23 protein-coding genes are annotated in these 22,906 nt (G+C 41.8%); 16 read left to right on the forward strand and 7 right to left on the reverse strand.

Annotation, left to right across the window (positions count from 1 at the left end):
* The 5 genes from RE474_RS07715 to RE474_RS07735 are packed head-to-tail and all read left to right on the forward strand — an operon-like array spanning position 1 to position 3,931.
* On the forward strand, positions 1 to 816 hold the full coding sequence (locus tag RE474_RS07715) for an energy-coupling factor transporter ATPase (protein ID WP_309309806.1): 816 nt from the start codon (positions 1 to 3) through the stop codon (positions 814 to 816).
* Complete coding sequence (locus RE474_RS07720; protein WP_309309807.1) at positions 801 to 1,634, forward strand: ATP-binding cassette domain-containing protein; 834 nt, start codon at positions 801 to 803, stop codon at positions 1,632 to 1,634. The genes RE474_RS07715 and RE474_RS07720 overlap by 16 nt, the downstream gene beginning before the upstream one ends.
* Complete coding sequence (locus RE474_RS07725; RefSeq protein ID WP_309309808.1) at positions 1,612 to 2,397, forward strand: energy-coupling factor transporter transmembrane component T family protein; 786 nt, start codon at positions 1,612 to 1,614, stop codon at positions 2,395 to 2,397. The genes RE474_RS07720 and RE474_RS07725 overlap by 23 nt, the downstream gene beginning before the upstream one ends.
* Positions 2,398 to 2,432: 35 nt before the next feature.
* Positions 2,433 to 2,792, forward strand: a complete 360-nt coding sequence (locus tag RE474_RS07730; protein WP_309309809.1) for an ArsR/SmtB family transcription factor — start codon at positions 2,433 to 2,435, stop codon at positions 2,790 to 2,792.
* Positions 2,789 to 3,931, forward strand: coding sequence for an SO_0444 family Cu/Zn efflux transporter (locus tag RE474_RS07735; protein WP_309309810.1), 1,143 nt, complete (start codon positions 2,789 to 2,791; stop codon positions 3,929 to 3,931). Before RE474_RS07730 ends, RE474_RS07735 begins: the two co-directional genes overlap by 4 nt.
* Here RE474_RS07735 and RE474_RS07740 read toward each other — a convergent pair.
* From RE474_RS07740 to RE474_RS07755, 4 genes are all read right to left on the reverse strand, one after another.
* Positions 3,911 to 4,144 (reverse strand): hypothetical protein, encoded by a 234-nt coding sequence (locus tag RE474_RS07740; RefSeq protein WP_309309811.1) that lies wholly within the window; start codon positions 4,142 to 4,144, stop codon positions 3,911 to 3,913. The genes RE474_RS07735 and RE474_RS07740 overlap by 21 nt on opposite strands.
* 136 nt (positions 4,145 to 4,280) lie before the next feature.
* Positions 4,281 to 4,826, reverse strand: coding sequence for a TOBE domain-containing protein (locus RE474_RS07745; RefSeq protein WP_309309812.1), 546 nt, complete (start codon positions 4,824 to 4,826; stop codon positions 4,281 to 4,283).
* A 16-nt stretch (positions 4,827 to 4,842) separates the two neighbouring features.
* A complete protein-coding gene (locus RE474_RS07750; RefSeq protein ID WP_309309813.1) occupies positions 4,843 to 5,049 on the reverse strand; it encodes a helix-turn-helix transcriptional regulator in 207 nt (68 codons plus the stop codon).
* A 23-nt stretch (positions 5,050 to 5,072) separates the two neighbouring features.
* Complete coding sequence (locus tag RE474_RS07755; RefSeq protein ID WP_309309814.1) at positions 5,073 to 5,387, reverse strand: hypothetical protein; 315 nt, start codon at positions 5,385 to 5,387, stop codon at positions 5,073 to 5,075.
* 265 nt (positions 5,388 to 5,652) lie between these two features.
* Between RE474_RS07755 and wrbA the strand changes: the two genes are divergently transcribed.
* From wrbA to RE474_RS07780, 5 genes are all read left to right on the forward strand, one after another.
* Positions 5,653 to 6,270, forward strand: a complete 618-nt coding sequence (wrbA, locus tag RE474_RS07760) for an NAD(P)H:quinone oxidoreductase type IV (RefSeq protein ID WP_309309815.1) — start codon at positions 5,653 to 5,655, stop codon at positions 6,268 to 6,270.
* Positions 6,271 to 6,381: 111 nt separating this feature from the next.
* Positions 6,382 to 7,056 (forward strand): hypothetical protein, encoded by a 675-nt coding sequence (locus RE474_RS07765; protein WP_309309816.1) that lies wholly within the window; start codon positions 6,382 to 6,384, stop codon positions 7,054 to 7,056.
* Between the two features lie 160 nt (positions 7,057 to 7,216).
* Positions 7,217 to 11,467 (forward strand): alpha-2-macroglobulin family protein, encoded by a 4,251-nt coding sequence (locus RE474_RS07770; protein ID WP_309309817.1) that lies wholly within the window; start codon positions 7,217 to 7,219, stop codon positions 11,465 to 11,467.
* Positions 11,468 to 11,587: 120 nt separating this feature from the next.
* Entirely contained in the window at positions 11,588 to 11,974 is a 387-nt protein-coding gene (locus RE474_RS07775; protein WP_309309818.1) for a hypothetical protein, read from the forward strand.
* Positions 11,975 to 12,038: 64 nt separating this feature from the next.
* Entirely contained in the window at positions 12,039 to 12,722 is a 684-nt protein-coding gene (locus tag RE474_RS07780; protein WP_309309819.1) for an SAM-dependent methyltransferase, read from the forward strand.
* 2 nt (positions 12,723 to 12,724) lie between these two features.
* Here RE474_RS07780 and RE474_RS07785 read toward each other — a convergent pair whose 3' ends face one another.
* On the reverse strand, positions 12,725 to 13,207 hold the full coding sequence (locus RE474_RS07785; RefSeq protein ID WP_309309820.1) for a DUF2085 domain-containing protein: 483 nt from the start codon (positions 13,205 to 13,207) through the stop codon (positions 12,725 to 12,727).
* Positions 13,208 to 13,219: 12 nt separating this feature from the next.
* Entirely contained in the window at positions 13,220 to 13,543 is a 324-nt protein-coding gene (locus RE474_RS07790; protein ID WP_309309821.1) for an NINE protein, read from the reverse strand.
* A gap of 167 nt (positions 13,544 to 13,710) precedes the next feature.
* On the opposite strand from RE474_RS07790, the gene mutS reads away from it, so the two are divergent.
* Positions 13,711 to 16,362 (forward strand): DNA mismatch repair protein MutS, encoded by a 2,652-nt coding sequence (gene mutS, locus RE474_RS07795; RefSeq protein WP_309309822.1) that lies wholly within the window; start codon positions 13,711 to 13,713, stop codon positions 16,360 to 16,362.
* A gap of 48 nt (positions 16,363 to 16,410) precedes the next feature.
* Here the strand turns inward: mutS and RE474_RS07800 are convergent, their stop codons facing one another.
* Positions 16,411 to 17,598, reverse strand: a complete 1,188-nt coding sequence (locus tag RE474_RS07800) for a multidrug effflux MFS transporter (RefSeq protein ID WP_309309823.1) — start codon at positions 17,596 to 17,598, stop codon at positions 16,411 to 16,413.
* Between the two features lie 218 nt (positions 17,599 to 17,816).
* Between RE474_RS07800 and mutL the strand changes: the two genes are divergently transcribed.
* The 5 genes from mutL (at position 17,817) to RE474_RS07825 (ending at position 22,842) form a co-directional block, all read left to right on the forward strand.
* Positions 17,817 to 19,883, forward strand: coding sequence for a DNA mismatch repair endonuclease MutL (mutL, locus tag RE474_RS07805; protein ID WP_309309824.1), 2,067 nt, complete (start codon positions 17,817 to 17,819; stop codon positions 19,881 to 19,883).
* A 41-nt stretch (positions 19,884 to 19,924) separates the two neighbouring features.
* Positions 19,925 to 20,935 carry a cobalt-precorrin-5B (C(1))-methyltransferase gene (locus RE474_RS07810; protein ID WP_309309825.1) on the forward strand — a complete coding sequence of 337 codons (1,011 nt, stop codon included), beginning with the start codon at positions 19,925 to 19,927 and terminating at the stop codon, positions 20,933 to 20,935.
* Positions 20,936 to 20,937: 2 nt separating this feature from the next.
* Complete coding sequence (locus RE474_RS07815; RefSeq protein ID WP_309309826.1) at positions 20,938 to 21,519, forward strand: cobalt-precorrin-7 (C(5))-methyltransferase; 582 nt, start codon at positions 20,938 to 20,940, stop codon at positions 21,517 to 21,519.
* 325 nt (positions 21,520 to 21,844) lie between these two features.
* The gene (locus tag RE474_RS07820; RefSeq protein WP_309309827.1) at positions 21,845 to 22,552 is read left to right on the forward strand and encodes an energy-coupling factor ABC transporter permease; all 708 of its coding nucleotides are present in this window, start codon (positions 21,845 to 21,847) and stop codon (positions 22,550 to 22,552) included.
* Entirely contained in the window at positions 22,549 to 22,842 is a 294-nt protein-coding gene (locus RE474_RS07825) for an energy-coupling factor ABC transporter substrate-binding protein (RefSeq protein ID WP_309309828.1), read from the forward strand. Before RE474_RS07820 ends, RE474_RS07825 begins: the two co-directional genes overlap by 4 nt.
* Positions 22,843 to 22,906: the final 64 nt, after the last annotated feature.

The following is a 22,906-nucleotide window of genomic DNA, read 5'->3' on the forward strand; positions in this document are numbered from 1 at the left end:
ATGATAAAAATTAAAAATCTGAGTTATCATTATCCGGATGGCAGTTCTGCCCTGGATTCCATAACTCTTAACATCCGCAAAGGTGAATTTGTCGCCATTGCCGGAAAGAATGGTTGTGGTAAATCAACCCTGTTGCGTCATATTAACGGACTCCTGCAACCCTCAGAAGGCTCCGTAACAGTAAAAGGAATTGATACTTCAGATAGGTCAAAACTTCAGGAGATCCGCAGAACAGCCGCAATGGTGTTCCAGGACCCTCAATCCCAATTCATCGGCATGACAGTTGAGGATGATATTGCATTCGGTCCGGAGAATTTAGGTCTTCCCTCTTCCGAGATCAAAAGGCGTGTATCAATAGCACTTGAATCAGTGGGAATGTCTGCTTACAGGTATAACACTCCCAGAACTCTCAGTGGCGGTCAGAAGCAGAAAGTAGCCCTTGCTTCAGTTCTTGCAATGGAGCCTGAGATCATACTTTTTGATGAGGTTACATCCATGCTTGATTCTGTATCCAGAATGGATATGCTTTCCTTAATCCGGCAGTTACATGAAGCAGGCACTACTATAATCTATGTGACTCATCTGTTGGAGGAACTTGTCCTTGCAGACAGGCTTTTGCTAATGAAAAAAGGGTGTATCACCCAGGATGGGAATCCCAGGGATATTATCAGTAAGATAAGTTCCGGTAGTTTTGGTTTTGATGCCCCTCCTATTATTGAATTATCAAAAAAGCTCGTAGATGCCGGAATAATTGAGTCCTCTTTTTTGCCTTTATCAAAAGACGAACTTCTGGAGGCTATATGTCGGTTGAAGTAAAGGATGTCAGTTTTTTCTATAATAAAGGGACATCCCTCGAAAAAAAGGCTCTTGATAAGGTAAGTTTTTCAATAGATAAGGGTGAATTTATCCTTATTACCGGAGAAGTAGGCTCTGGAAAATCAACTCTTATCAGGCATTTGAATGGTATTTTAAAGCCACATTCAGGCTTTGTTAAAATAAACGGTATCAATTCCACAAATAAGAAACTGCGGTCAAAAATTGGCCTGTTAATGCAGTATCCGCAAAGGCAGCTTTTTGGAAGGACCGTCCTTGAAGATGTTTCCTTTGGACCTTCAAATTTCGGCCTGAAAGGTGATAAGCTTAAAGAACGTGTAAATGACTCTCTGATCCTTGCGGGCTTAAGTCCTGATATTGCAGACCTTTCGCCCTTCTCACTTAGCGGAGGACAAATGCGGCTCGTAGCTCTTGCAGGTGTTCTTTCCATGAGACCTGAATATCTTATTCTGGATGAGCCTACATCAGGTCTTGACCCTGAAAACAGGGCATCTCTTTTCTCAACTCTGAAAAAACTTCATGGTTCAGGAATATCAGTTATCGTAGTATCACATCAGATTGATGATTTCCTGCCATTTGTTGATAAGGTACTTCTCCTAAAGGATGGTTGTGTGGATTTTATCGGAAGTCCGGAGGAATATTTGCTATCAGTGTCATCTCCAGTTCCTGAAATAACGTCAATGATGAGGGAATTGCAGGAATGCGGATTCGAAGTAGCCGGAGATGTATACTCAGTGGACGATGCTTTCAATGAGATTGCCAGAACCCTTGGCTCAGATGAGGGACATGAGAATGAATGACCTTTTCCTTTCTTACGTGCCTGGAAAATCTTTCCTTCACAGGCTTGACCCACGGACAAAGGTCATAGGACTTATGGCGGTTAGTTTCTGTATTTTTAAAGTTTCATCATTTGAAACGATGGCCTTGATAGCTCTTATTTTTGCAATACTTATCATTGTTTGTCACCTTCCATTGCTCCATTTTGTCAGGTCTGTACGTCCAATGCTTCCTTTTTTCACATTCATATTTCTCATGCAGTTTTTGTTTACAGAAGGAAATTCAATATTTGAATTTGGCTTGCTGACAGGTACTTATGAAGGATTTCTCCTTGGCAGCATACTTGCATTGAGATTTATTTTCCTGATACTCTTTGCTGCTCTGATAACGGCTACTACCTCACCTGCAGGAATTACTGCCGGTGTTGAACGTCTTCTCAGACCTCTGCCACTCAGGTATGCCGGAATATCCTCACACGATCTTGCAATGATGATGTCATTGGCACTTTATTTCGTGCCAATGTTGTTTGATAGTTTCAGGGATCTCAGGGATGCTCAAATCTCACGCGGACTGGACATAAGAAAAGAACCTGTAAAATCAATCATGTCTCTGACCGTTCCTCTTGTGAGAATGTCTCTTAGGTCGGTTGATGAAGTCGCTCTTGCAATGGAGAGCCGTTGTTATACTGGTGAAGGGCGCAGTTCCATGTATTTACTGGAATTCAGGTCGCTGGATTATGTTTTATTTGTTTTCTACTGTATACTGCTATTTTTATTTTATATTTGAAAGAGGGACATATTAATATATGAACATGTGTTCATATGTCTGTGGAAAATTCAAACCATGTTTGTGCAGATCCAACATGCCTTGATGATAGAGTCCGGCATCTCCCTTCAGAAGACTCCATTTATTCAATGTGCAAAATATTCAATGCACTCCAGTGCACAACCCGCCTGAAGATTCTTTTTCTGCTGTTGCAGGGCGATCTTTGTGTAAAAGCTATTGAGGATGCTCTGGGAATCACCCAGTCTGCAATATCCCATAGTCTGAAAAACCTGAGGCAGCTTGATCTTGTAAGGGTCAGGAAAGAAGGCCGGTTTGCTGTTTATTACCTTGCGGATGAACATGTTGAATTACTGATGTCTATGTGCAGAGAACACGTGGAGGAGATCAAACAATGACACTTATCAATGCAATTCCATCTATCATACTGGGGATTCTGACAGAATCATGGAGCCTGTTTGAAGAGGCAGCACCATATCTGTTTCTTGGATTTGTAGTTGCAGGACTATTGCATGCACTTGTTCCAGATGAGAAGATCCTTAAATATCTTGGTAAGTCCGCGGGCAAGTTCAGGTCTGCATTTAACGCTTCACTTATCGGTATCCCTTTGCCTCTTTGTTCTTGTGGGGTTGTCCCAACTGCACTTTCACTAAAGAACAGGGGTGCGACAAAAGGAGCAACTCTCTCCTTCCTGATCTCAACCCCTGAAACGGGTGTGGATTCAATTGCCATTACATACGCTTTGCTTGATCCAATTATGACGGTCTTTCGTCCAATTGCCAGTATGACAACGGCATTGTTTACAGGAATTGCAGAAAATATCATGGGGGAGAAGAGGGATTCAAAGAGGTCTTTGTTCTCATCTGAAAACGGTTCGATCGCTCTGATGCAGGCTCCAACATGCAGTGATTCTTCATGCTCATGTCATTCAGGTACTGTTCCAGATGAAGATGCTTCCCTTTTTACCAAAATAAAAGAAGCTCTGAAATATTCATTTGTAGAACTCCTTGGTGACATATCGGGTTGGCTGATGGTAGGTATCCTGATAGCCGGAATAATCTCCTATGCAATACCTGATGAATTTGTAGGCAATTACCTTGGAGGAGGCGTTTTCTCTATGATCCTTATGCTGGTAATAGGAATTCCTCTTTACATTTGTGCAACAGCTTCAACTCCGCTTGCCGCTGCTCTGGTATCAAAAGGTATGAGTCCGGGTACAGCATTTGTGTTCCTGCTGGCTGGTCCGGCAACAAATGCAGCTACTATCACGATGGTAACCAAATTCCTGGGAAAAAGAAGTGCAGCATTATATCTTATAATGATAGCTGTGTGCTCACTGGCTTTTGGACTATTGCTTGATGTGATCTATTTTAGATTGGGTATAAAAGCCTCATCTATTGTAGGAAGTGCAAGTGAAGTACTGGATCCCTGGATAAAAACAGCGTTTGCACTATTGCTAATTCCTTTCATAATCCACGGTATCTATAAACAAAGGAAATTGAAGAAAGGTAAGACTTCATCTTCTTCGATGGTGTAGTTCTTTTGAGAGAACTTCTGTCATTTTGTTTTTGAACTCATCAACTATAATGTCAGCTTGTTCGTCAATTCCCTGTTTAGTATGTTTAGTTTTAATATCGTCGAATATTTCCGGCTCTAAATCATCCTGGGTCGGTATTGCCACTATTCTCCCCAAGGTGTCACCGTTTTTGATCTTGCCGTTCTCCCACGAAAAATCTCCTTTACTTTTCATAATTTCCGCCCCGGCGTGAAACAACAAATATCCACAATTAAATCGTTAATATAACTTCTAACCAGTATATTATATGTTCTATAAGTATATACGGATTTTGAAAGGTGGAATTAATCATCCAACCTCTAATATTCTCTTATTCATGTTTTTGTTCTTTTCCGATGAGCACTTCCGTTGACTTGATTATTGCAAAGACCTTATCTCCTTCTTTTATCTCAAGTCTTTCTACTGCTTCGGAAGTTATAATGGATGTGAGTGCAGATGGATCTATCTCCAGTTTTACCTTGGCAACAAGGCCATCTTTTTCAACACCTATGACCTTTGCAGGAATCTTGTTACGTGCTGAGATTGCAAGACAAAGTTTTTCCCAGGAGCCTTCATCTTCCATCGTATTGTTGATGAATTTCCTGTTCATCTCATATTCCTTGATGAGCCTGCGACCTTCATCTGTGAGAAAAGTTCCCTGGTTCTTTCCGCCTCTGATAGTTGTTACTACATCCTTACCCAGTCTTTCGCTTATTTTATTGAGGACGTTCCATGCATGCTTGTAGGATATATCCATTTTCATGCAGGCCTTGCGAAGTGATTTTTCTTCGTCTATGGCTTTTAGAAGTTCTACTTTTCCACCGCCAATTATCGGTTTTCCATCTTCTGCAAGCCAGACTTTTGTTTTTGCTTCCATAATTATCTCCCGGGTGTCATTTGAGATCGGATTCATCAAAGATGAAAATCTCATCTATTGTTGTCTCAAGAGTTATTGCTATTTTATATGCAAGTTTAAGGGAGGGATTATATTTCCCTTTTTCCAGAAAACCGATGGTTTCCCTTCTCACACCAACTTTATTTGCAAGGTCTTCCTGAGTCATGTCATATCTGGCCCGGAGTTCCTTGATCCTTGTTTTCATCCTATCAGTCCTGCATTTTGTTCTTATTCAATATCTCCTTTTCTGAAAAGATACCACTGGATACCTTTTGCAGTTACAATCATTGTTACCATAAGGATTGCCAGCACTTCTTTGACTGTCAGCATGACAATTTCGAAATTGTCTACCCAGAACAACAGGGATATCAGAATAAATGTTATGAGCCATGAATATGAAAGTCCATAAGCACCTATTTTGATAGTTCTTTCATCCTTTACAGGTCCATTTCGATATCTTTTTGCTTTTATGAATGTGATGAAGATGGCAATTGTACCTATGTTTACAAGACTGATTCCTATTTGCTCATATTCTTCAATCATTGCGATTAAAGAAATGCCTGTAAAGATAAGGATTAAGGCAAGAGCATAAGTTGTTTTTGTATATTTTTCCAGCTTTTCCATAAATCTCACGATGTCTATTATAAATAATTCTAACATAATGTTAGATATCACTCTTATTATGTGAACTATATCTAACATTCACTATTTATAATCATGCTTTATATGAACTTCCGGAAAATTACTTATTCAGGAATTCACCCATATGATGTAAGCAGTAGCAAGTATAGTTCAGTGGGAGAGAATAATGAAAATAAATGTGATTTTTTACAGTTTGTACGGGCATAATTACAAAATGGCTCAGGCTGTTGCCGAAGGCGCCAGGGAAGTTGAAGGTGCTGAAGTTGGACTTTTTCAGGTTCAGGAAACATTCACTCCTGAGGTCCTCGAAAAAATGAGAGCTACAGAATCAAAAAAGAGCTTTGAGCATATCCCTGTTGCAACAGTTGACAATCTCACTGAAGCAGATGCCCTCATCTTTGGCACTCCAACAAGGTTTGGCATGATGGCTGCACAGATGCGTGCTTTCCTTGACAGGACAGGAGGCATCTGGGTGAAGGGTACACTCATCGGCAAAGTGGGCAGTGTTTTCACATCCAGCAGCACTCAGCATGGAGGTCAGGAAGCAACAATTCTGAGTTTCCATACAACGCTGCTGCATCATGGAATGATCATAGTTGGTGTTCCGTATTCAGAAGAAAGGCAGTCAACTCTTGATGAGATCACAGGTGGCAGTCCTTATGGAGCCTCTACAATTACCGGCAGTGGTCCCGGTACGAGACAGCCAAGTGAGAATGAGCTTTGGATTGCGAGGTTTCAGGGAAGGCATGTTGCGGAAATTACGAAGAAGTTGGTTGGTGAGTAGTGGGTGGCATATCTACAGTTCATGTAATTTTTAAACAACATCTTAACTGCATTAGTTTTTATGATATACTTCAATAAAAGTTTATATTGGTGCAAGTATTTAGTATCTTCTATGAAAGAAATGAAGATCAAGTCTATTCTGATTCTATCAGTTCTATTTTCACTGGTACTGGTAGGTATAGTCTATGCTAGTGACTTCCTGAATGATTCCAATAAGGAGGCAGCTAACGATAACCCATACTATACTTTTGGAGGACATGGCGAACTTGTCATCTCTGATAATGGATCAGATGGAATAACAATGGAGTCATTTCCAGAAATAGAGGCACTTAGTTATGAATATCTCACTAAGAATTCGGATCTGATTCTCATAGGTAAGGTAAAAGAGATACTTCCTAGTAAATGGAACACTGTAGATGGGAAAAGACCTCATGATTCTGTTAACGATTTCGAATGGTATGATATTATCTATACTGATGTTGTGATAACTGCTGATGAGTATTTAAAAAATCCATTGCCTGAAGATGAGGTTATAGTTAGGGTTTTTACAGGAACAGTTGGCAATGATGTCAGTACTGCCGATTATGAAGCTTCATTTCAGCCGGATGAAAAGGTTTTTCTTTACCTGATCGAGGATGAGTGGGAATATACAAAGGACCTTGGTCCAGAACACTATTTCACTCTTGGCTCGATTCAAGGCAAATTGACATTAGCTGATGATGGAACAGCCATGGGTGTACATGGAACTATAAGTCAGAATGAATTAGTTGAAATGATTTCTGCTTGACAAGAGAAGAAATCGATTAATACCTCCCTTTTTCAAAACCCATAGGTGCAACAACACATAACTTCGAACCTCTTTGAAGTTTAAGCAAAGTATATACAGTCCTATTCCTAAATCTTCCAGTAAGAAACAAATCACAAAATAATCAGGCAGGAGTGGTTACATGAATTTCACAGGAAAAAAGAAAGGATCATTAATTCTATTGGTATCGATGGCGACAATTTTTGCAGCTCTTATATCGGGTTGTATAGGGAACAATACAGATTCCGTACTTTCTTCAAATATTGCAGGGCCATGTGGTGGTCAGGTATCATCTATGGGTGATGAATTCTTCATACTTGCACCACAAACCCTTTTCTCAGGTGGCGAGAGTTCCGTAACAATGGCAGCTTTTTCTGACAACAAATCCGTGGAACGTTGTGTGGAATATACGCTTACCGATGAATATGACAATGAGATTACTCTTGTCCAGGCATCGACATCCGAATCAGGAAATGTTGTAGCTACCTTTGAAGTACCTGATGTTGAAGAGGGAACGTATGTACTAACTGCAAAGCCGTCAGGTTTTGATACTAATTTCACGGCAACAGTGGATGTAGTAAAAAATAATCCTATTTTCATTGAGACTGACAAACCAATCTACAAACCCGGCCAGACAATACACGGCAGGATAGTCTCTCTTAATAACAATCTTGTTCCGGTGGAGCAGGATGTAACTGTCGAAATTACAGATGCAAAAGGCATCAAGGTATTCAAGGAAGAGCTTCGTTCAAATGAATACGGCATAATTTCCTTTGACCTTCCACTCGCATCCGAACTCAATCTTGGAACGTGGAAAATAATAGCAACATCAGGAAGCTCCAGTTCTAACGTTGACATTCAGGTAGACAAATATGTGCTTCCGAAGTTTGATGTTTCACTTGAAACGCTGCAGGAATGGTTCCTTGTTTCAGATAAAATAACAGGCACAGTTTCAGCCAATTATTTCTTTGGAAAAGAGGTGGATGGTGATGTTCTTGTGGAAGCTTCACGCTACGTTGGTGAGTGGGAGCAATATGCAACTTTCTCCGGCACACTTGAGAACGGAACCATTGAATTTGAACTTCCGGCTGTGGAATATGCAGCAGGAACTTACGGAGCAGGTGGTCAGGCAAGTCTCATGCTCAATGTGACTGTTACAGACACTGGAAACCACAGCGAGTCCACAAACAAGCTTCTGACAATTGCAGAATCTCCTATAATTCTCCAGCTAATTCCTGAGTCAAGTATAATTAAACCGGGAATGCCGCTTCAGGTTCTTGTTGTCACAAAGGATCCAGCAGGAGAGCCAATTGACACTGAGGTCACGGTAGAGACAAGATTAAGGAACGAGTCCTATGAGTATACACATGACGAGTATAATCTAATTACAGAAAACGGGGTTGCAATGCTTGAGCTTAATATTCCTAAAAGCAGTACCAATCTATACATAGATGCATATGTCGATGCTAATAGTGCATGGGCCAGTGAGTCATTAAATGCTGCGTACTCTCCAAGTGCAAGTTTCATTCACATCACCCAGACAAGTGATGGAGTTCCTGAAGTTGGTGATACAATTTCCTTCCATGTCTATTCGACAAATCCGGGAACTGTTTACTATGATGTATTTGCCAATGGAAGGACAGTTTATTCAGCAACAAGCGATGAATCTGATATCAGTATTCCAGTTACACCTCAGATGAGTCCTCAGGCAAAGGTTGTTGCTTACATGATAAACCCCAACAGCGAGGTATCAGTGGATGTGCTTCCTTTTGATGTGGAATTCTCCACTCAGGTAGACCTTTCCAGTTCATTCAGCAGTGAATCGGCCGAACCAGGAGATGATGTTACAGTTGATTTCGATGCCGGAAGCAAATCCATGATTGGATTTTCTATAGTTGATGAATCTGTTTACGCTCTCAGTGAGGGCAGGCTCAATCTTAAACAGGTTTTTGATGAGCTGGAAAAGCGTTTCATGGAACCACAGGCAGAATCTCATCCATCATGGTACTCAGAAGGTGCCTATGATACTCTTTACAACGAAGGTATGGTAGTAATGGCATCGCCAGGAATTGATGTTCCTCATACCCGGGAATATGGTTATCAGTTAACTGGTCGTGAAGTTGTTTTTGATGGTGGAAATTTTGCAGGCTTCATGATGGATGTTGATGAAGATATGGTGGTGGATGAAGCAGTTATGGAGGCAATTCCTACTGAGGAAGAAGCAGTTGATGAACCAATGGCCGAAGGAGACAACCTTGCAGAAGTGAAGCGTGTGCGTCAGTTCTTCCCTGAGACATGGGTATGGATGCCTGAACTTCTAACCGACGAGAATGGTCTTGCAAGCGTTGACCTGAATGCACCGGACAGCATTACCACATGGAGATTGCATGCAGTTTCAACCGGACCTGAGGGAATTGGTATTTCAGAATCCAGTCTAACTGTGTTCCAGGACTTCTTCGTTGACCCTGATCTGCCATATTCTGTAACAAGGGGAGAGGAATTCCCTGTTCAGGTGCAGGTTTATAATTATCTTGACACTGAGCAGGATGTCAAACTCACACTGAGTGGTGCTGACTGGTTCAAAGTAATCGGTGACGATGTCCAGACAGTCACCGTGGACGGGAATGGTGTGGGATATGCCAGCTTTACGATCAGTCCTACAAAGGTTGGAAAACAGATCGTTGAGATAACAGGGCAGACAACAGAAAGAGCCGATGCCGTCAGAAAGGACATCATCGTGGAAGCAGAAGGTGCAACCCGTGAAATAGTTGATAATGGAGTGCTCAGCAACGGTTCTGTGGAACTTGATACAACACTCCCAGGAGATATTGTTCCGGATTCTGAAAAAATCCTTGTAAGTTTTACTCCAAGTATTGTTGCTCAAAGCATAAGCGGAGTGGATGACCTGCTTGGAATGCCATATGGATGTGGTGAACAAAACATGATGCTATTCTCAACAGACGTTGAGGTTCTACGCTATCTGAAAGCAACAGGGCAGGATAATCCGGAAGTCCGTGCAAAAGCTGAGATGTACATTATCACAGGCTACCAGCGTGAGCTTACATACCGCCACGGCGATGGTTCATTCTCAGCATTCGGTGAGAATGATGAGAGCGGCAGTCTCTGGCTCACTTCATTCGTGCTTTCCCAGTTCAGTGGTGCAAGAGATGTCACCACAATTGATGAGGATATACTATCCGATGCAGCAGACTGGATAGAGTTCTACCAGCAGGAAGATGGTTCATGGGAGCAGGTCGGTTTTGTGATTCATCAGGACATGATGGGTGGTGTGAGTGGAACATACGCTCTGACAGCATACACGACCCTTGCACTGGAGGAATATGGTTCCGCAAACCCTGTTGTCATGGCAAAAGCCCAGAAGTATCTTGAGGACAATCTTGCAGGTCAGGATGATCCTTATGCTCTTGCTATCGGAACTCTTGCATTGCAGAAACTTAATAGTCCTCTTGCAGATAAAGCTCTAACTGAACTGCTGGCAATCTCAAAACAGGATGATGACGGCATGTACTGGGGATACGGTTCCGGTGATGTAAAACTCCCATACGAGTATGGTGGCTATGGTTTCATAGCTCCGTCAAGCAAGAATGTGGAAACAACCGCATACGCCACCCTTGCATTGATCGAGGCAAAGAATCCGGCTGCAACATCATCACTGAAATGGATTGCTGCACAGCGTAATTCAAACGGTGGCTTCTCAAGTACCCAGGATACTGTTATGGCTTTCAGGGCTCTGATGAGTGCAGCAGCTTCTGCCGGAAGGGACATTGATGCAACAGTACATGTGATCGCTGACGGTACTGAAATAAAGACGGTTGAAGTTAACCAGCAGAACTTCGATGTTGTTCAGATCATCGAGATTCCGGATGGTGTGTCAATTGTCACCCTTTCACTAGAGGGTACAGGCGACCTTAACTATCAGCTTGTGAGACGTTTCAATGTCATTCTCCCTGATGTCATTGAGCAGAATGAGATCGAGCTTGATGTTGAATATGATTCAACTGATGTTTCAGTTAACGATATAGTGACAGTGAACGCTCACATCAAGTACAACGGAATCACTGGTATCGATGGCACTACAAGTTCAAGTGGTATGATGATAGTTGACCTTGCAGTTCCGACTGGTTTCAGCCCTGTAACTTCAAGTCTGGAAGCAACAAAGGCATCAGAGGAAAAGATAACACGATACGAGATCGCTGGAAGGAAAGTTATCTTTTATATTGATGACATGCAGCCGGGTGAGGAACTTGATCTCAGCATGCAGGTTAAGGCGCTGTTCCCTGTGAAAGCGATTGTTTCTGAAAGCAAGGCTTACTCGTACTACAATCCGGAGGTTGTTGCTGAAGTTAAGGGAATGAATGTGACTGTAGTTTGAAAGAGAGGGTATAATATCCCTTTCTTTTATTCATTTGACATGAACTACAAATAAAACAGATTATTACAGTATATTTTTATTATATTTGAATCAAGTTCTTTTCTCAGAAGGGGATTTCAAATGAACAAATATCTGAAAATGGTCCTTTACGGATCTATCGTGTGGCTGGTGCCTTTTATCATATCATTTGCATTCGTTGACCGGCAAGGTAATTTCACCATCGATGAGACATTCTTCAAATCTATCATGGTAGTTACAGGTGCTCTTGTGGGTGTGGTTCTTGCTGTACGTTATTTCAGGGATGTTGAAACAAACTACGTTAATGGAGGCATTGTTCTCGGAGTAATCTGGCTTGTCATTAATCTTGCACTGGATCTTTCAATGGTGTATGGTGGATTTTTCCAGATGTCAGTGACCCAGTACTTTACTGATATAGGTATGAGGTATCTTTCCATGCCGATATACACCATCGGAATGGGTTGTGCACTAATGCAAAAGTCAAGATAATTTGCAGTGACTTCTAACCTGAAAACCCAACACGTTTATTATTTCCAAATCCAATGCATTATCCATGTCTGTGAAGTACCAGAATGTAGTTCCCTGGGGACGTTCCTTTCAGGAATATGTTGACATGTTCAGTCTTACGGATAAAGATTTGGAAAAATCCATTCTGGGTTGTGGTGACGGTCCTGCCAGTTTTAACTGTGAAATGAACAGGAAGGGCAAATCGGTAGTTTCAGTTGATCCTATCTATGAACAGGACAGGGATTCGATTCAAAAAAGGATTGATGAAACTTATTCAGAAGTGCTGGAGCAGACAATGGCAAACCAGGACAAGTTCATCTGGAAGAACATATCCTCGGTTGAAGAGCTTGGCAGTATTCGAATGAATTCAATGAGTCAGTTTCTTGATGATTTTGAGGAAGGAAAAAAACAGGGCAGGTATGTTTCAGGTGTATTGCCTGAACTGCCGTTTGCAGACGCCTCATTTGACCTGGTACTTGTATCACACCTTCTGTTCTTATACTCAGAGCAGCTATCATTTGATTTTCATGTGCAGGCAATTGATGAACTTCTGAGGGTTGCCGGTGAAGTAAGAATATTTCCGCTTGTTGATCTGGATTCAAGAAAATCCATACATCTGGATGAAATCATAGGCCATTTAGTTTCACAAGGTTATGTTGTTAGTGAGGAAAAGGTGAACTATGAATTCCAGAAGGGCGGGAATACGATGTTGAGGATCATTCATTCCTGATATTAACAGATATCACAATTAGTAGATTCTATGAGTTTTTTCTTCAAAAAAAGCAATAATAAGGCTAAAGATACGTAAAATATTCCTATTGCTAGTATTGTATAATCCGGGAAATTTCTGAAAAGCAGCAGAATTCCGTTTAAGTATGCAATTCCCAGCAAAAAACCGGATATAATTCTGAAAAGGTTTTTGCTCCTGTTGATTTCAAATGCTGATATTGACCAATCAATAATTGCTGGCATAGGGAGTATAGATATCAATGCATATGATAAATGTGAATCTGAAATGTAATTGTAGTAAAGAAAACCAATTATCAAGCCAGTATATATTCCAAAGCATCTGGCGCATAAGTAGTGTTTTTTCCCATCATGTTCCAGTTCCAGACATTTGTAATATTCACTGACTTCATGATGGGATAACAGATACTTCGAAGTCTCATTCAATCCGGAGAGAATCTCCGATTTTAGAGAAGTAGTGTCTGTCATTTTGTGTCTTACTTAGTTATACTTGCTGTTAAAATCATCATCGGACATTGTGAGGTAGATTATTCCTTCGATCAGACCTATAAGTGAAGGTATCATGGTCCAGCTAAAGCACAAGTACAAAATTCCTGTACCGACTTGACCCAGGTAGAACTTGTGCGCTCCAAGTCCTCCCAGTAGTATTCCAAGTATTCCGGCAGCCACTTTGTTCTTCTCTCCTGAAGAACCGATTGATGGTTGTTTAACTCCACATTTAGGACAGATCACAGCTTCTTTAGTGATCACGGACCCGCATTTTGTACAATATTTCTCATTGTCCCCTACTATATTTTCTTCCATAGAAACACCCTTTGATAAAAACTCACTTCATTAAAAATTGTGATGTATTTTCATTTTTATTTAAGGAACTATCTAGTAGATATACTTATTGTTTTTTTTTCATGATGCAAAACACAAAAATACTAACAGCCAGATAATTTGCAGCACCAATTTTGTGTGAGTCGAATATGGAAAAGATGACACCTGCAATGCAGCAGTATTATGCAGCCAAGGAAGAGCATAAGGACGCCCTCATATTCTTCAGGATGGGGGATTTTTACGAATCATTTGGAGAAGATGCAAAGACAATTGCAAAGGAGCTTGAGATCACCCTGACAACTCGCGGGAAGGGAAAAGACGGGGAGAAGATGCCGCTGGCCGGTATTCCCTATCATGCAATTGATAATTATCTTCCGCGGCTTATCAAGAAAGGATATAAGGTTGCTATATGTGAGCAGCTTGAAGACCCAAAGAAGGCAAAGGGTGTAGTGAAAAGAGGAGTTGTAAGGGTTGTAACTCCAGGCACTGCAATGGATTCTTCCATGTTCTCGGATTCCTCTAATAATTATCTTGTGGCTCTGTATGGTGATAAGGGTGAATTTGGTCTGTCTTTTCTGGATATTTCCACAGGAGAATTCCTTGCAACCCAGCTTACTGATGAGGAGCCATATGATCGAATCATAAGTGAGCTTGCACGCATGGGGCCATCTGAATGCATCATGCCTCCATCCATGCTAAAAGACGCTCATCTCAAAGAGAGAATAAAAGACCTGAGGATAATTATTCATGAGTTTGATGAGGATCTATTCGATCACAAAATTGCTGAAAAAGTCCTCCTTGACCATTTTAAAGTATCCACTTTAGAGGGCATGGGTTGCAGTGAACTCCTGGCGGCAGTTTCATCTGCCGGTGCAGCATTGCGTTATGCGACCGACACCCAGATGAGAGAACTCTCACAGGTACAAACACTAAAGACTTATTTTGATTCCGAGTTCATGGTTCTGGATGCCATAACCCTGAGGAATCTGGAAATCGTCAGGAATGTCCGGGGAGAAGGAAACGATGCATCTCTTATCGGTGTTCTTGATGAAACAAAAACCCCAATGGGCAGAAGACAATTACAAAAATGGCTTCTGAAACCACTGATCTCTGTGGATGCTATCAATGACAGGCTGGATGCTGTTTCATGGCTTCATGATAATACACTTGTGAGATTCGATATACGTGCCCATCTTTCTTATGTAAAGGACATGGAACGTCTTGTAGGAAGGGTAATATATGGAAACTCCAATGCAAGAGACCTTGTCTCTCTTAAAAAATCTCTGGAATCCGTTCCTCTTTTGCTTGCTTCTCTTCAGGAATGCGAAGGCATAGAATTACTTGAAAGCACTTCATCAAAGCTTTCATCATTTGCAGAGCTCGATGAACTTGCAAAACTCATAGACAGCGCAATTGTGGAAGAGCCTCCTCTCAGTGTCAGGGATGGAGGAATGATAAAACCCGGTTATAATGAGCAGCTTGATGAGCTGTTCGATCTTTCAAAGAATGGAAAACAATGGATTGCAAAGTTCCAGCAGAAAGAGCGTGACAGGACCGGAATAAGGTCCATGAAAGTAGGTTATAACAAGGTTTTCGGTTATTATCTTGAGGTCACAAAGGCCAACATCTCACAGGTTCCTGATGATTATATCAGGAAGCAGACAATGACCAATGCCGAGAGGTTCTATACTCCTGAACTGAAAGAACGTGAGAGTGCCATACTTTCGGCTGATGAGAAGATGACGGCACTTGAATATGAACTTCTCACTGAGCTAAATACTATAATCGCATCTCATTCCAGACAGTTGCAGGAAACTGCAGCCCTTATAGGGACACTGGATGTGCTCGCAAACCTTGCTGAAGTTGCAGCCAATAATAATTACGTAAGACCTGCGATTACTTCTGACTGCAGGTTGCTTATCAGGGATGGAAGACATCCTGTGGTTGAGAACACAGTTCCAGGTGGATTTGTTCCCAATGATACTGAGATGGATTGCAGTGAGAACCAGTTCCAGCTTATCACCGGACCTAACATGGCAGGTAAATCCACATACATGAGACAGATCGCGATGATAGTTATCATGGCACAGTCAGGTTCCTTTGTTCCTGCATCGCACGCTTCCATTGGAATTGTGGACAGGGTATTCACAAGGGTAGGTGCTTTTGATGACCTTGCAAGCGGTCAGAGTACATTTATGGTTGAAATGGTTGAGCTTGCTAATATCCTGAACAACGCAACACCTAAAAGCCTTGTACTGCTTGACGAGATCGGCAGGGGTACCAGTACTTATGATGGTTACAGTATTGCAAAGGCTGTGGTGGAATATATTCATAATAAAGGGCGTGTCGGTGTCAGGTCACTTTTCGCCACGCACTATCACCAGCTTACAGAAGTTGCAGCCAGTCTAAAGAGAGTTAAGAATTATCATATTGCCGTGAAAGAAGACGGTGATGACCTTGTTTTCCTGCGCAAGATCGTTCCGGGTGCAACAGACAGGAGTTATGGTATCCATGTTGCAAGAATAGCCGGTGTGCCTCATGCAGTCACTTCAAGAGCAAAGGAAATCCTTGAGGATATCGAGGATGAGTGTATGCTTAGTGAAGAGGACCGCAAGGGAAGTAAAAAGAAACAACGCAGCAGTGCCAAATATACTCAGGTCATACTCTTTGATCAGGATGCTTCTTATGGTGAATCTGCTCCTGATCCTATTGTTGAAGAGCTGAAAAAACTGGATATAAATTCAATGACTCCTATCGAAGCATTGAATAAACTGAATGAGTTGAAAGGAAAATTGGCATAGGTGCAGTATGCACCTAATCTTTATTCTTATATTTCTGATATTTTAGTTCTAGTTCTTATGTTCAGAGCCAAGTCCTCTTTTCTGCAATAGTATCCATGCTGCGAAAACAATAACTCCGCAAACCAGAGTGATGGTTCCCAGTATCTGCATGCGCTCCATCCATTCCTGCGATACCAGCCACATACCAACTGCTCCAAGTGTGAAGTATGTGAATATGAGCAGGGAAGATGCAGCTCCGGCATCCTTGTGTACCTGTTCGAGTACCAGGTGGTTGCTCGGTGGCCTGCTGATTCCTATGGAGTATGTGATGAGTGCCATTGGGAGTGCAAATGTCCAGGGTCCGTAATGTCCTATTGTGAGGATTAGTACGGCTCCGATTGCAATCCCTGCAAAACCGGCTGTCATCAGATGTTTTGGATTAATTCTGTCTGTGAGTTTCAGGCATGACATTGACCCTGTCATGAGTGCAAGGGCATTGAATGCGAAAAAGTAACTGAAAGTCTGTTCACTCATTCCGAATTTGTTGATGTAAAGGGCTGAAGACCCGGCAATGAAACTGTAAAGTGGCAGCAGGCTGATTGACATCACAAGGACCATGACTACATAATTTGTGTTGAGAAGCAGTCCCCAGTAAGAATTCATGACCTTTGAAATAGGAACTATTGTTGGTTCTTTTAGTGTTTCTGGTGTTCTGATAACTCCAAGAAGTCCGATAAGTCCCATTGCACCCTGGGCAATGAAAATCCAGTGCCATGAAAGGTATGCAAGTATCCATCCGCCTACAATAGGTGCAAACATAGGTGCAAGTGCCATTATAACGGCGATGTAAGCAAGTATTCTCTGTCTTTCGTTTCCTGAAAAGATATCCTTCGTCATAGCCATTGAAATGGATGCACTGGCAGCAGCTCCGGCTGCCTGCAGTACTCTGGATACGATTAATGCAGTGGCACCATTGGCCATAGCACAGAGGATACTGGCAAGTATGTACAAAATGATACCTGCCATCAAAGGTTTCTTGCGTCCGTACCTGTCGGATATCGGACCATAGAAAAGCAGTGAAAATCCATAAGTTACAAAGAAACCGATGAGTATAAGGTTAACCACGGAGAGTGGTTTGCTCCACAGTTCTGCAAGTGACGGTATCGCTGGCAGTATCATGTCTGTAGAAAATGCTGGAAATGCTGTCAAAAGAGCTAATAAAGGAACTATGTTTTTTAGTTTACCGGAATTGTCCATGTAAAGCCTTCTTATTTGATATTGCTTTCAGATAGCATGAAATGATATAATTCTATTGTTCGTTAATCATAATTTTTCATGGGTATTAAATTACAGCAGGGAGTTAGGGGATCTTTTTCCAATGAAAACACAAAAATACTAACAACAAGATATTTTTGCCGTGATGGGTTGGAGATCAGAATATACTTGTTATACTTGCCGTGGACAGGAAGTGGAAAATGACTGAAAAATCGTGTGATATCAAAGGTTCCAGAATAAAATTACTGGACGAGTCCACCATCAATAAAATAGCAGCAGGAGAAGTGATTGAGCGTCCTGCATCAGTGGTAAAAGAGCTTATTGAGAACTCAATTGATGCCCATGCGACTGATGTTCGAGTGGAAATAGGGGGGTATGGCACGAAAAGCATCCATGTTATTGACAATGGTAAGGGTATGAGTCATACGGATGCTTCAATGGCCTTTAAGAAGCACGCCACCAGTAAGATAAACAGTATCGAGGACCTTGATAATATTCTCACTATGGGATTCAGGGGTGAGGCTCTTGCTTCCATTGCTTCAGTTGCACGCGTAGAACTGGTTACCCGGCAGGAAGGAGAGATTGAAGGCACAAAGGTCGTGGTTGATACCAGTGGCATCAAGAACATAACTTCTACCGGTGCTGCAGTGGGAACCAGTATTCTTGTCAATGACCTTTTTTACAGTACTCCCGCACGCAGAAAGTATCTCAAAAGTGCCAGGACTGAACTGGCTCATATCATTGATGTCGTCTCAAGAAACGCTTTGTCACATCCGGATGTTTCATTTACTCTGGTTATAGATGGAAAAGTGAATCTGCGTTCTCCATCATCTGTAAAAATGCTTGACAGCATAGTTCATTTGTATGGTGCTGACGTTGCACGTTCCCTTGTTCCTCTGGAATACGAATCAGACCTTCTGATAATCTCCGGGTATGTATCAAAGCCGGAGTTCACCAGGAGTGGAAAGGATTTCCAGGTATTTTTCATCAATGGCAGACCCATATATTCCAATCAGCTTAGCAATGCTGTGAGACTTGGTTACTATACCTTACTTCCAAAAGGTCGCTATCCTGCAGCTTTCCTTAACTTCATGATCAATCCTGTGAACGTTGATGTGAATGTGCATCCTGCAAAGAGGGAAGTCAGGCTTAGTCATGAAAAAGAAATTGGTGTCATGATCGTAGCTGCTGTGGAGGAGGCGCTTGCAAAGACATCTCTTGTACCTGAAGTCCAATTGGACAAAAAAGATGTTCCTGTTCAGTCACGTTTTAACATTTCTGGATCTAAACCAACTTCATCTTCTTCAGGTACCTCATCAAACAAATCAGTAGCATATGATTCTGTAGAATCCGGAAAGTCGGCAGAATTTTCTGTTTCTTCTGCACAAGCTACGTCCACTTCATCGAAACCACTTGTCTCATCTTATGATTATCAAAGTGTTGAGTCCTCACGTATAGAGGAAACAGTTTCCCAAGGATTGAATGATGATCTGGAAAGTTCTTCTCCAATTATAATTTCTGATGAAGAACCGGTTGAAAAAGTGAAAACAACTGTTGTTAAAGAGGAAAAAGAGCCTTATCATTATCCTGCTAAGGACACACAACGCCGCCTGAAAAAAAGTGAGAGGCTACAACAGACAAGTGTGATTTCAGAAGGAACAGCAGAGTTGGAAGAACTGAAAGCTTCATTTAATCCATCAGAAGTGAAGGTATTCGGTCAGTATGCCGATCTTTATATTCTCACAGAGATGGACAGTAAGCTTGTGCTAATTGACCAGCATGCAGCACATGAGCGTATCATGTATGAGCAGGTGTTGAGGATGCAGGATATGGGATGGCAGGAACTGATCACTCCGATCACTCTTGACCTGAGCCAGAAGGAGATAGCAATCATTGAGGATTTTATTCCGCAGCTTGAGGAAATGGGTTTTTCTATATCGGAGTTTGGTCCGAAAAGTTATGTTGTGACAACGGTTCCAAGTATCTTCGGTAAACTTGAAGATACTGATGTGATACATGATATAATCTCAGACCTTCTTTCAGTTGGCAGGGTCAAGGAAGATACTGAACGCTATGACCTTCTGTGCAGTACCATGGCATGCCGTGCAGCTATCAAGTCAGGTGCCGTATGCAATACTAAACAAATGGAAGAACTCATACGTCAGCTCATGAACTGCAACAACCCTTATACATGTCCTCATGGTCGTCCAACTATGATTTCTTTCACGAAGGATGAACTGGCAAAGCTCTTCAAAAGGACCGGATAGAGTCGGTAGATTTTAAAAGTATTACTTACAATTGACCTGAGATGATTGACCCGGTAAACAAATCCAAAATTCCAGACGAATGGCTGGATCGTTCTAAAATGCCACGTAAAGAGCTTGAAGAAGGTATTAAGAACGGAACTCTTGTAGTTCTGAGCGATGGTTCTGTATTAAAGAGAGGATATACTACCGGAACCACTGCAGCAATGGCTGCAAAGGCAGCTGTTCTTTCCCTGGGCGGTGATGTGAACCACATTTCAGTTCCAACGTCTGTTGGACTCCGAGCAGAAATGGATGTCACAGGAAGCAAAGGACATGCTGTTGCAGTAAAGATGAATAACGATCATGAATCAGATATCACAAGGGGCCTTGAATTCGTTGCCGATGCAAGGGAAGCTGAAGGTATTAATGTTTACGCAGGCGAAGGGATTGGAATTGTTACCCGCAGCGGTCTGGAATCCAAGAAAGGCCATCCTGCGATCAACCCTGGGCCCATGAAGCAGATAAGGGAATCTATCAAGGAAGCTGTGGATGAACTTGGTCTTAAGGGTGCAGAAGTAACTATATATCTGCCAAAAGGCAAGGAAATTGCGAAGGAGACCCTGAACAGCCGTATTGGTATTGTTGATGGAATTTCTATTCTTGGCAGTACTGGATTTGTGGAACCATGGAATGATCACCTTGGTGAAATGAAAGGTGATCTCATAAGGCACTCTGATAAAGTGGTGCTTACAACGGGCAGGGTTGGTATCCGTTATTCAACCATGCTTTTCCCGGATCATACTGTTGTGCTTGCAGGAAGCCGTATATCCGAAGCTCTTGATGCAGCACATGGTGATGTGGTAATCTGCGGATTACCGGGTCTTGTATTGAAATGGGGCAATCCTGATATGCTAAAAGACAGCGGCTTTGCTACTGTTGTGGAAATGCTCGATCTTGATCCTGAGAATGAGCGTCTTAAGCAGGCATTTAATATGGCTGTGGAAAAAGGCAAAGGTGCCCGTATTGTTGTCGTTGACAGGGACGGCACGGTTCTGATGGATAGTGGTGAGTAAATATGATCGTAGTGGGCGTTGGTGTCGGTCCCAATATGCTGACACAGGAAGCAATAGAAGTAATCAGTAATGCTCCTGTAGTTTATGGTTCAAAGCGCTCTATTGAACTTGCAGAAGATTTCATCAAATGTGATGCCCACGTAATTAAGGATTACAAGAGCCTTTATCTTTTGCCTGAGGATGCAGTTATACTATCCACTGGCGACCCAATGTTTTCAGGGCTTGGCAAGTTTGCCACCGAAAAGGATAGAATTGTTACGGGTGTATCATCCATACAGGCTGCATGTGCCCGTTTTCATGTTGATATGTCGACACTGGCAATAATCACTGCACATGGGAGGGATCCTGCTCCTGCAAAAGAGGCTTTCATAAGGGAAATATGTCTGGGCAAGAATATTTTTATGTTGCCTGCCGCAAGTTTTGGCACAAAAGAGGTTGCATCATTGTTAGAGGAAATGAGTATTGATGCACGAATCTGCATTTATGAAGATATTGGCTATCCAGATGAACGTTCAGTGTGTGGTACAGTTTCAGAGCCACCTGTGAATAATTCCGATGTGTATTGCATCATGGTTGTGCGTTAGTTCTTCACGTATATTTTATTTTTATACAAAATCAATTTATTCTGTTTTTGTTTTACCCATAGTCTTATCATTATATCTGCATCCGTTAGCTGGTAGTTTGGATAATATCATTTAGATTGTTTGTGTACTAGTGTTTCTTAGCAACCTATGTTTGTTAGCTAGTAAGTACATAGTATTAATCTTTAGTGTGAATCGTTATGTTTATGTACCATAACATAATACACTTTGTATCCGAATCAACTTTAGTTGTTTAATATATTTGCTTAATTTAGTTGATGGGGTATGGTCCAATAATTTGTAATTTAAAAATGGAAGGTGAAAAATAATGCATATATTCGAAGGCTTTTTGCCATCTCCATGGTGGCAGTTATGGTTCGTGTTTTCTATTCCTATTATATTGTATGGTATGTATAAACTGAATAAACTTGTAAGCGCAAAACGTGAGGTTGTGCCTCTGCTGGCAGTGGCCGGTGCATTTATATTTGTGCTCTCTTCTCTTAAACTCCCATCAGTTACCGGCAGTTGCTCACACCCAACTGGTACTGGTATGGCTGCTGTGCTTTTCGGTCCATCGATTACAGCAGTTCTTGGTGTTATTGTTCTTATATATCAGGCACTTTTCCTGGCTCACGGAGGCATCAGCACACTTGGTGCAAATGTAGCATCCATGGGTATTGTTGGTCCTGTTGTGGCTTATGCATTCTATAAAGCTGCTTCAAAGGCAAACATGAACTTTTATCTTAATATCTTCCTGGCAACAGCAATAGCTGACTGGGTGACATATGTGACAACATCTATCCAGCTTTCCCTTGCATTCCCTACAGGAGGCGCCCTCACAGTGTCCGGTTTCCTGACATCTTTCTATGCATTTGCTATGGTATTTGCAACTACTCAGGTTCCACTGGCAATCATGGAAGGTGCTCTCACAGCACTTATTATGAAGTATGTAGTGGAAGTCAAGAGCGATGTGCTTGTGAACCTTGAGGTCCTGTCAACCGAAGCTGTAAATAAGCTTAAGGGGGCTCTGGCATGAAGCTAGAATATATAGTAGGTATCATAGCCATTCTGTTCATATTTCAGTTCTTCTATGGAGTTGCGATACATCCTGATGCAGAGTATGGCGGAGCAGATGGTGAAGCTGAGAATGTAATCACTGCTATTGATCCAACTTATGAAGCATGGGATCCGGGACTTCCAACATTCGAACCACAGAGCGGCGAAATTGAAAGTCTGCTTTTTGCTCTTCAGGCTGCCTTTGGTGCTATAATCATAGGTTACTTCTTTGGTTACTACAGAGGAAAGAATCAGGTGAACAAACAATAGGCTTCCTCTGAAGCTTTTTTTTTTGCATTGTAAACTCAGCCTGATTTTCTGTTTGTTTCAGGTT

The organism is Methanolobus sediminis, from assembly GCF_031312595.1.
GTDB lineage: Archaea > Halobacteriota > Methanosarcinia > Methanosarcinales > Methanosarcinaceae > Methanolobus > Methanolobus sediminis.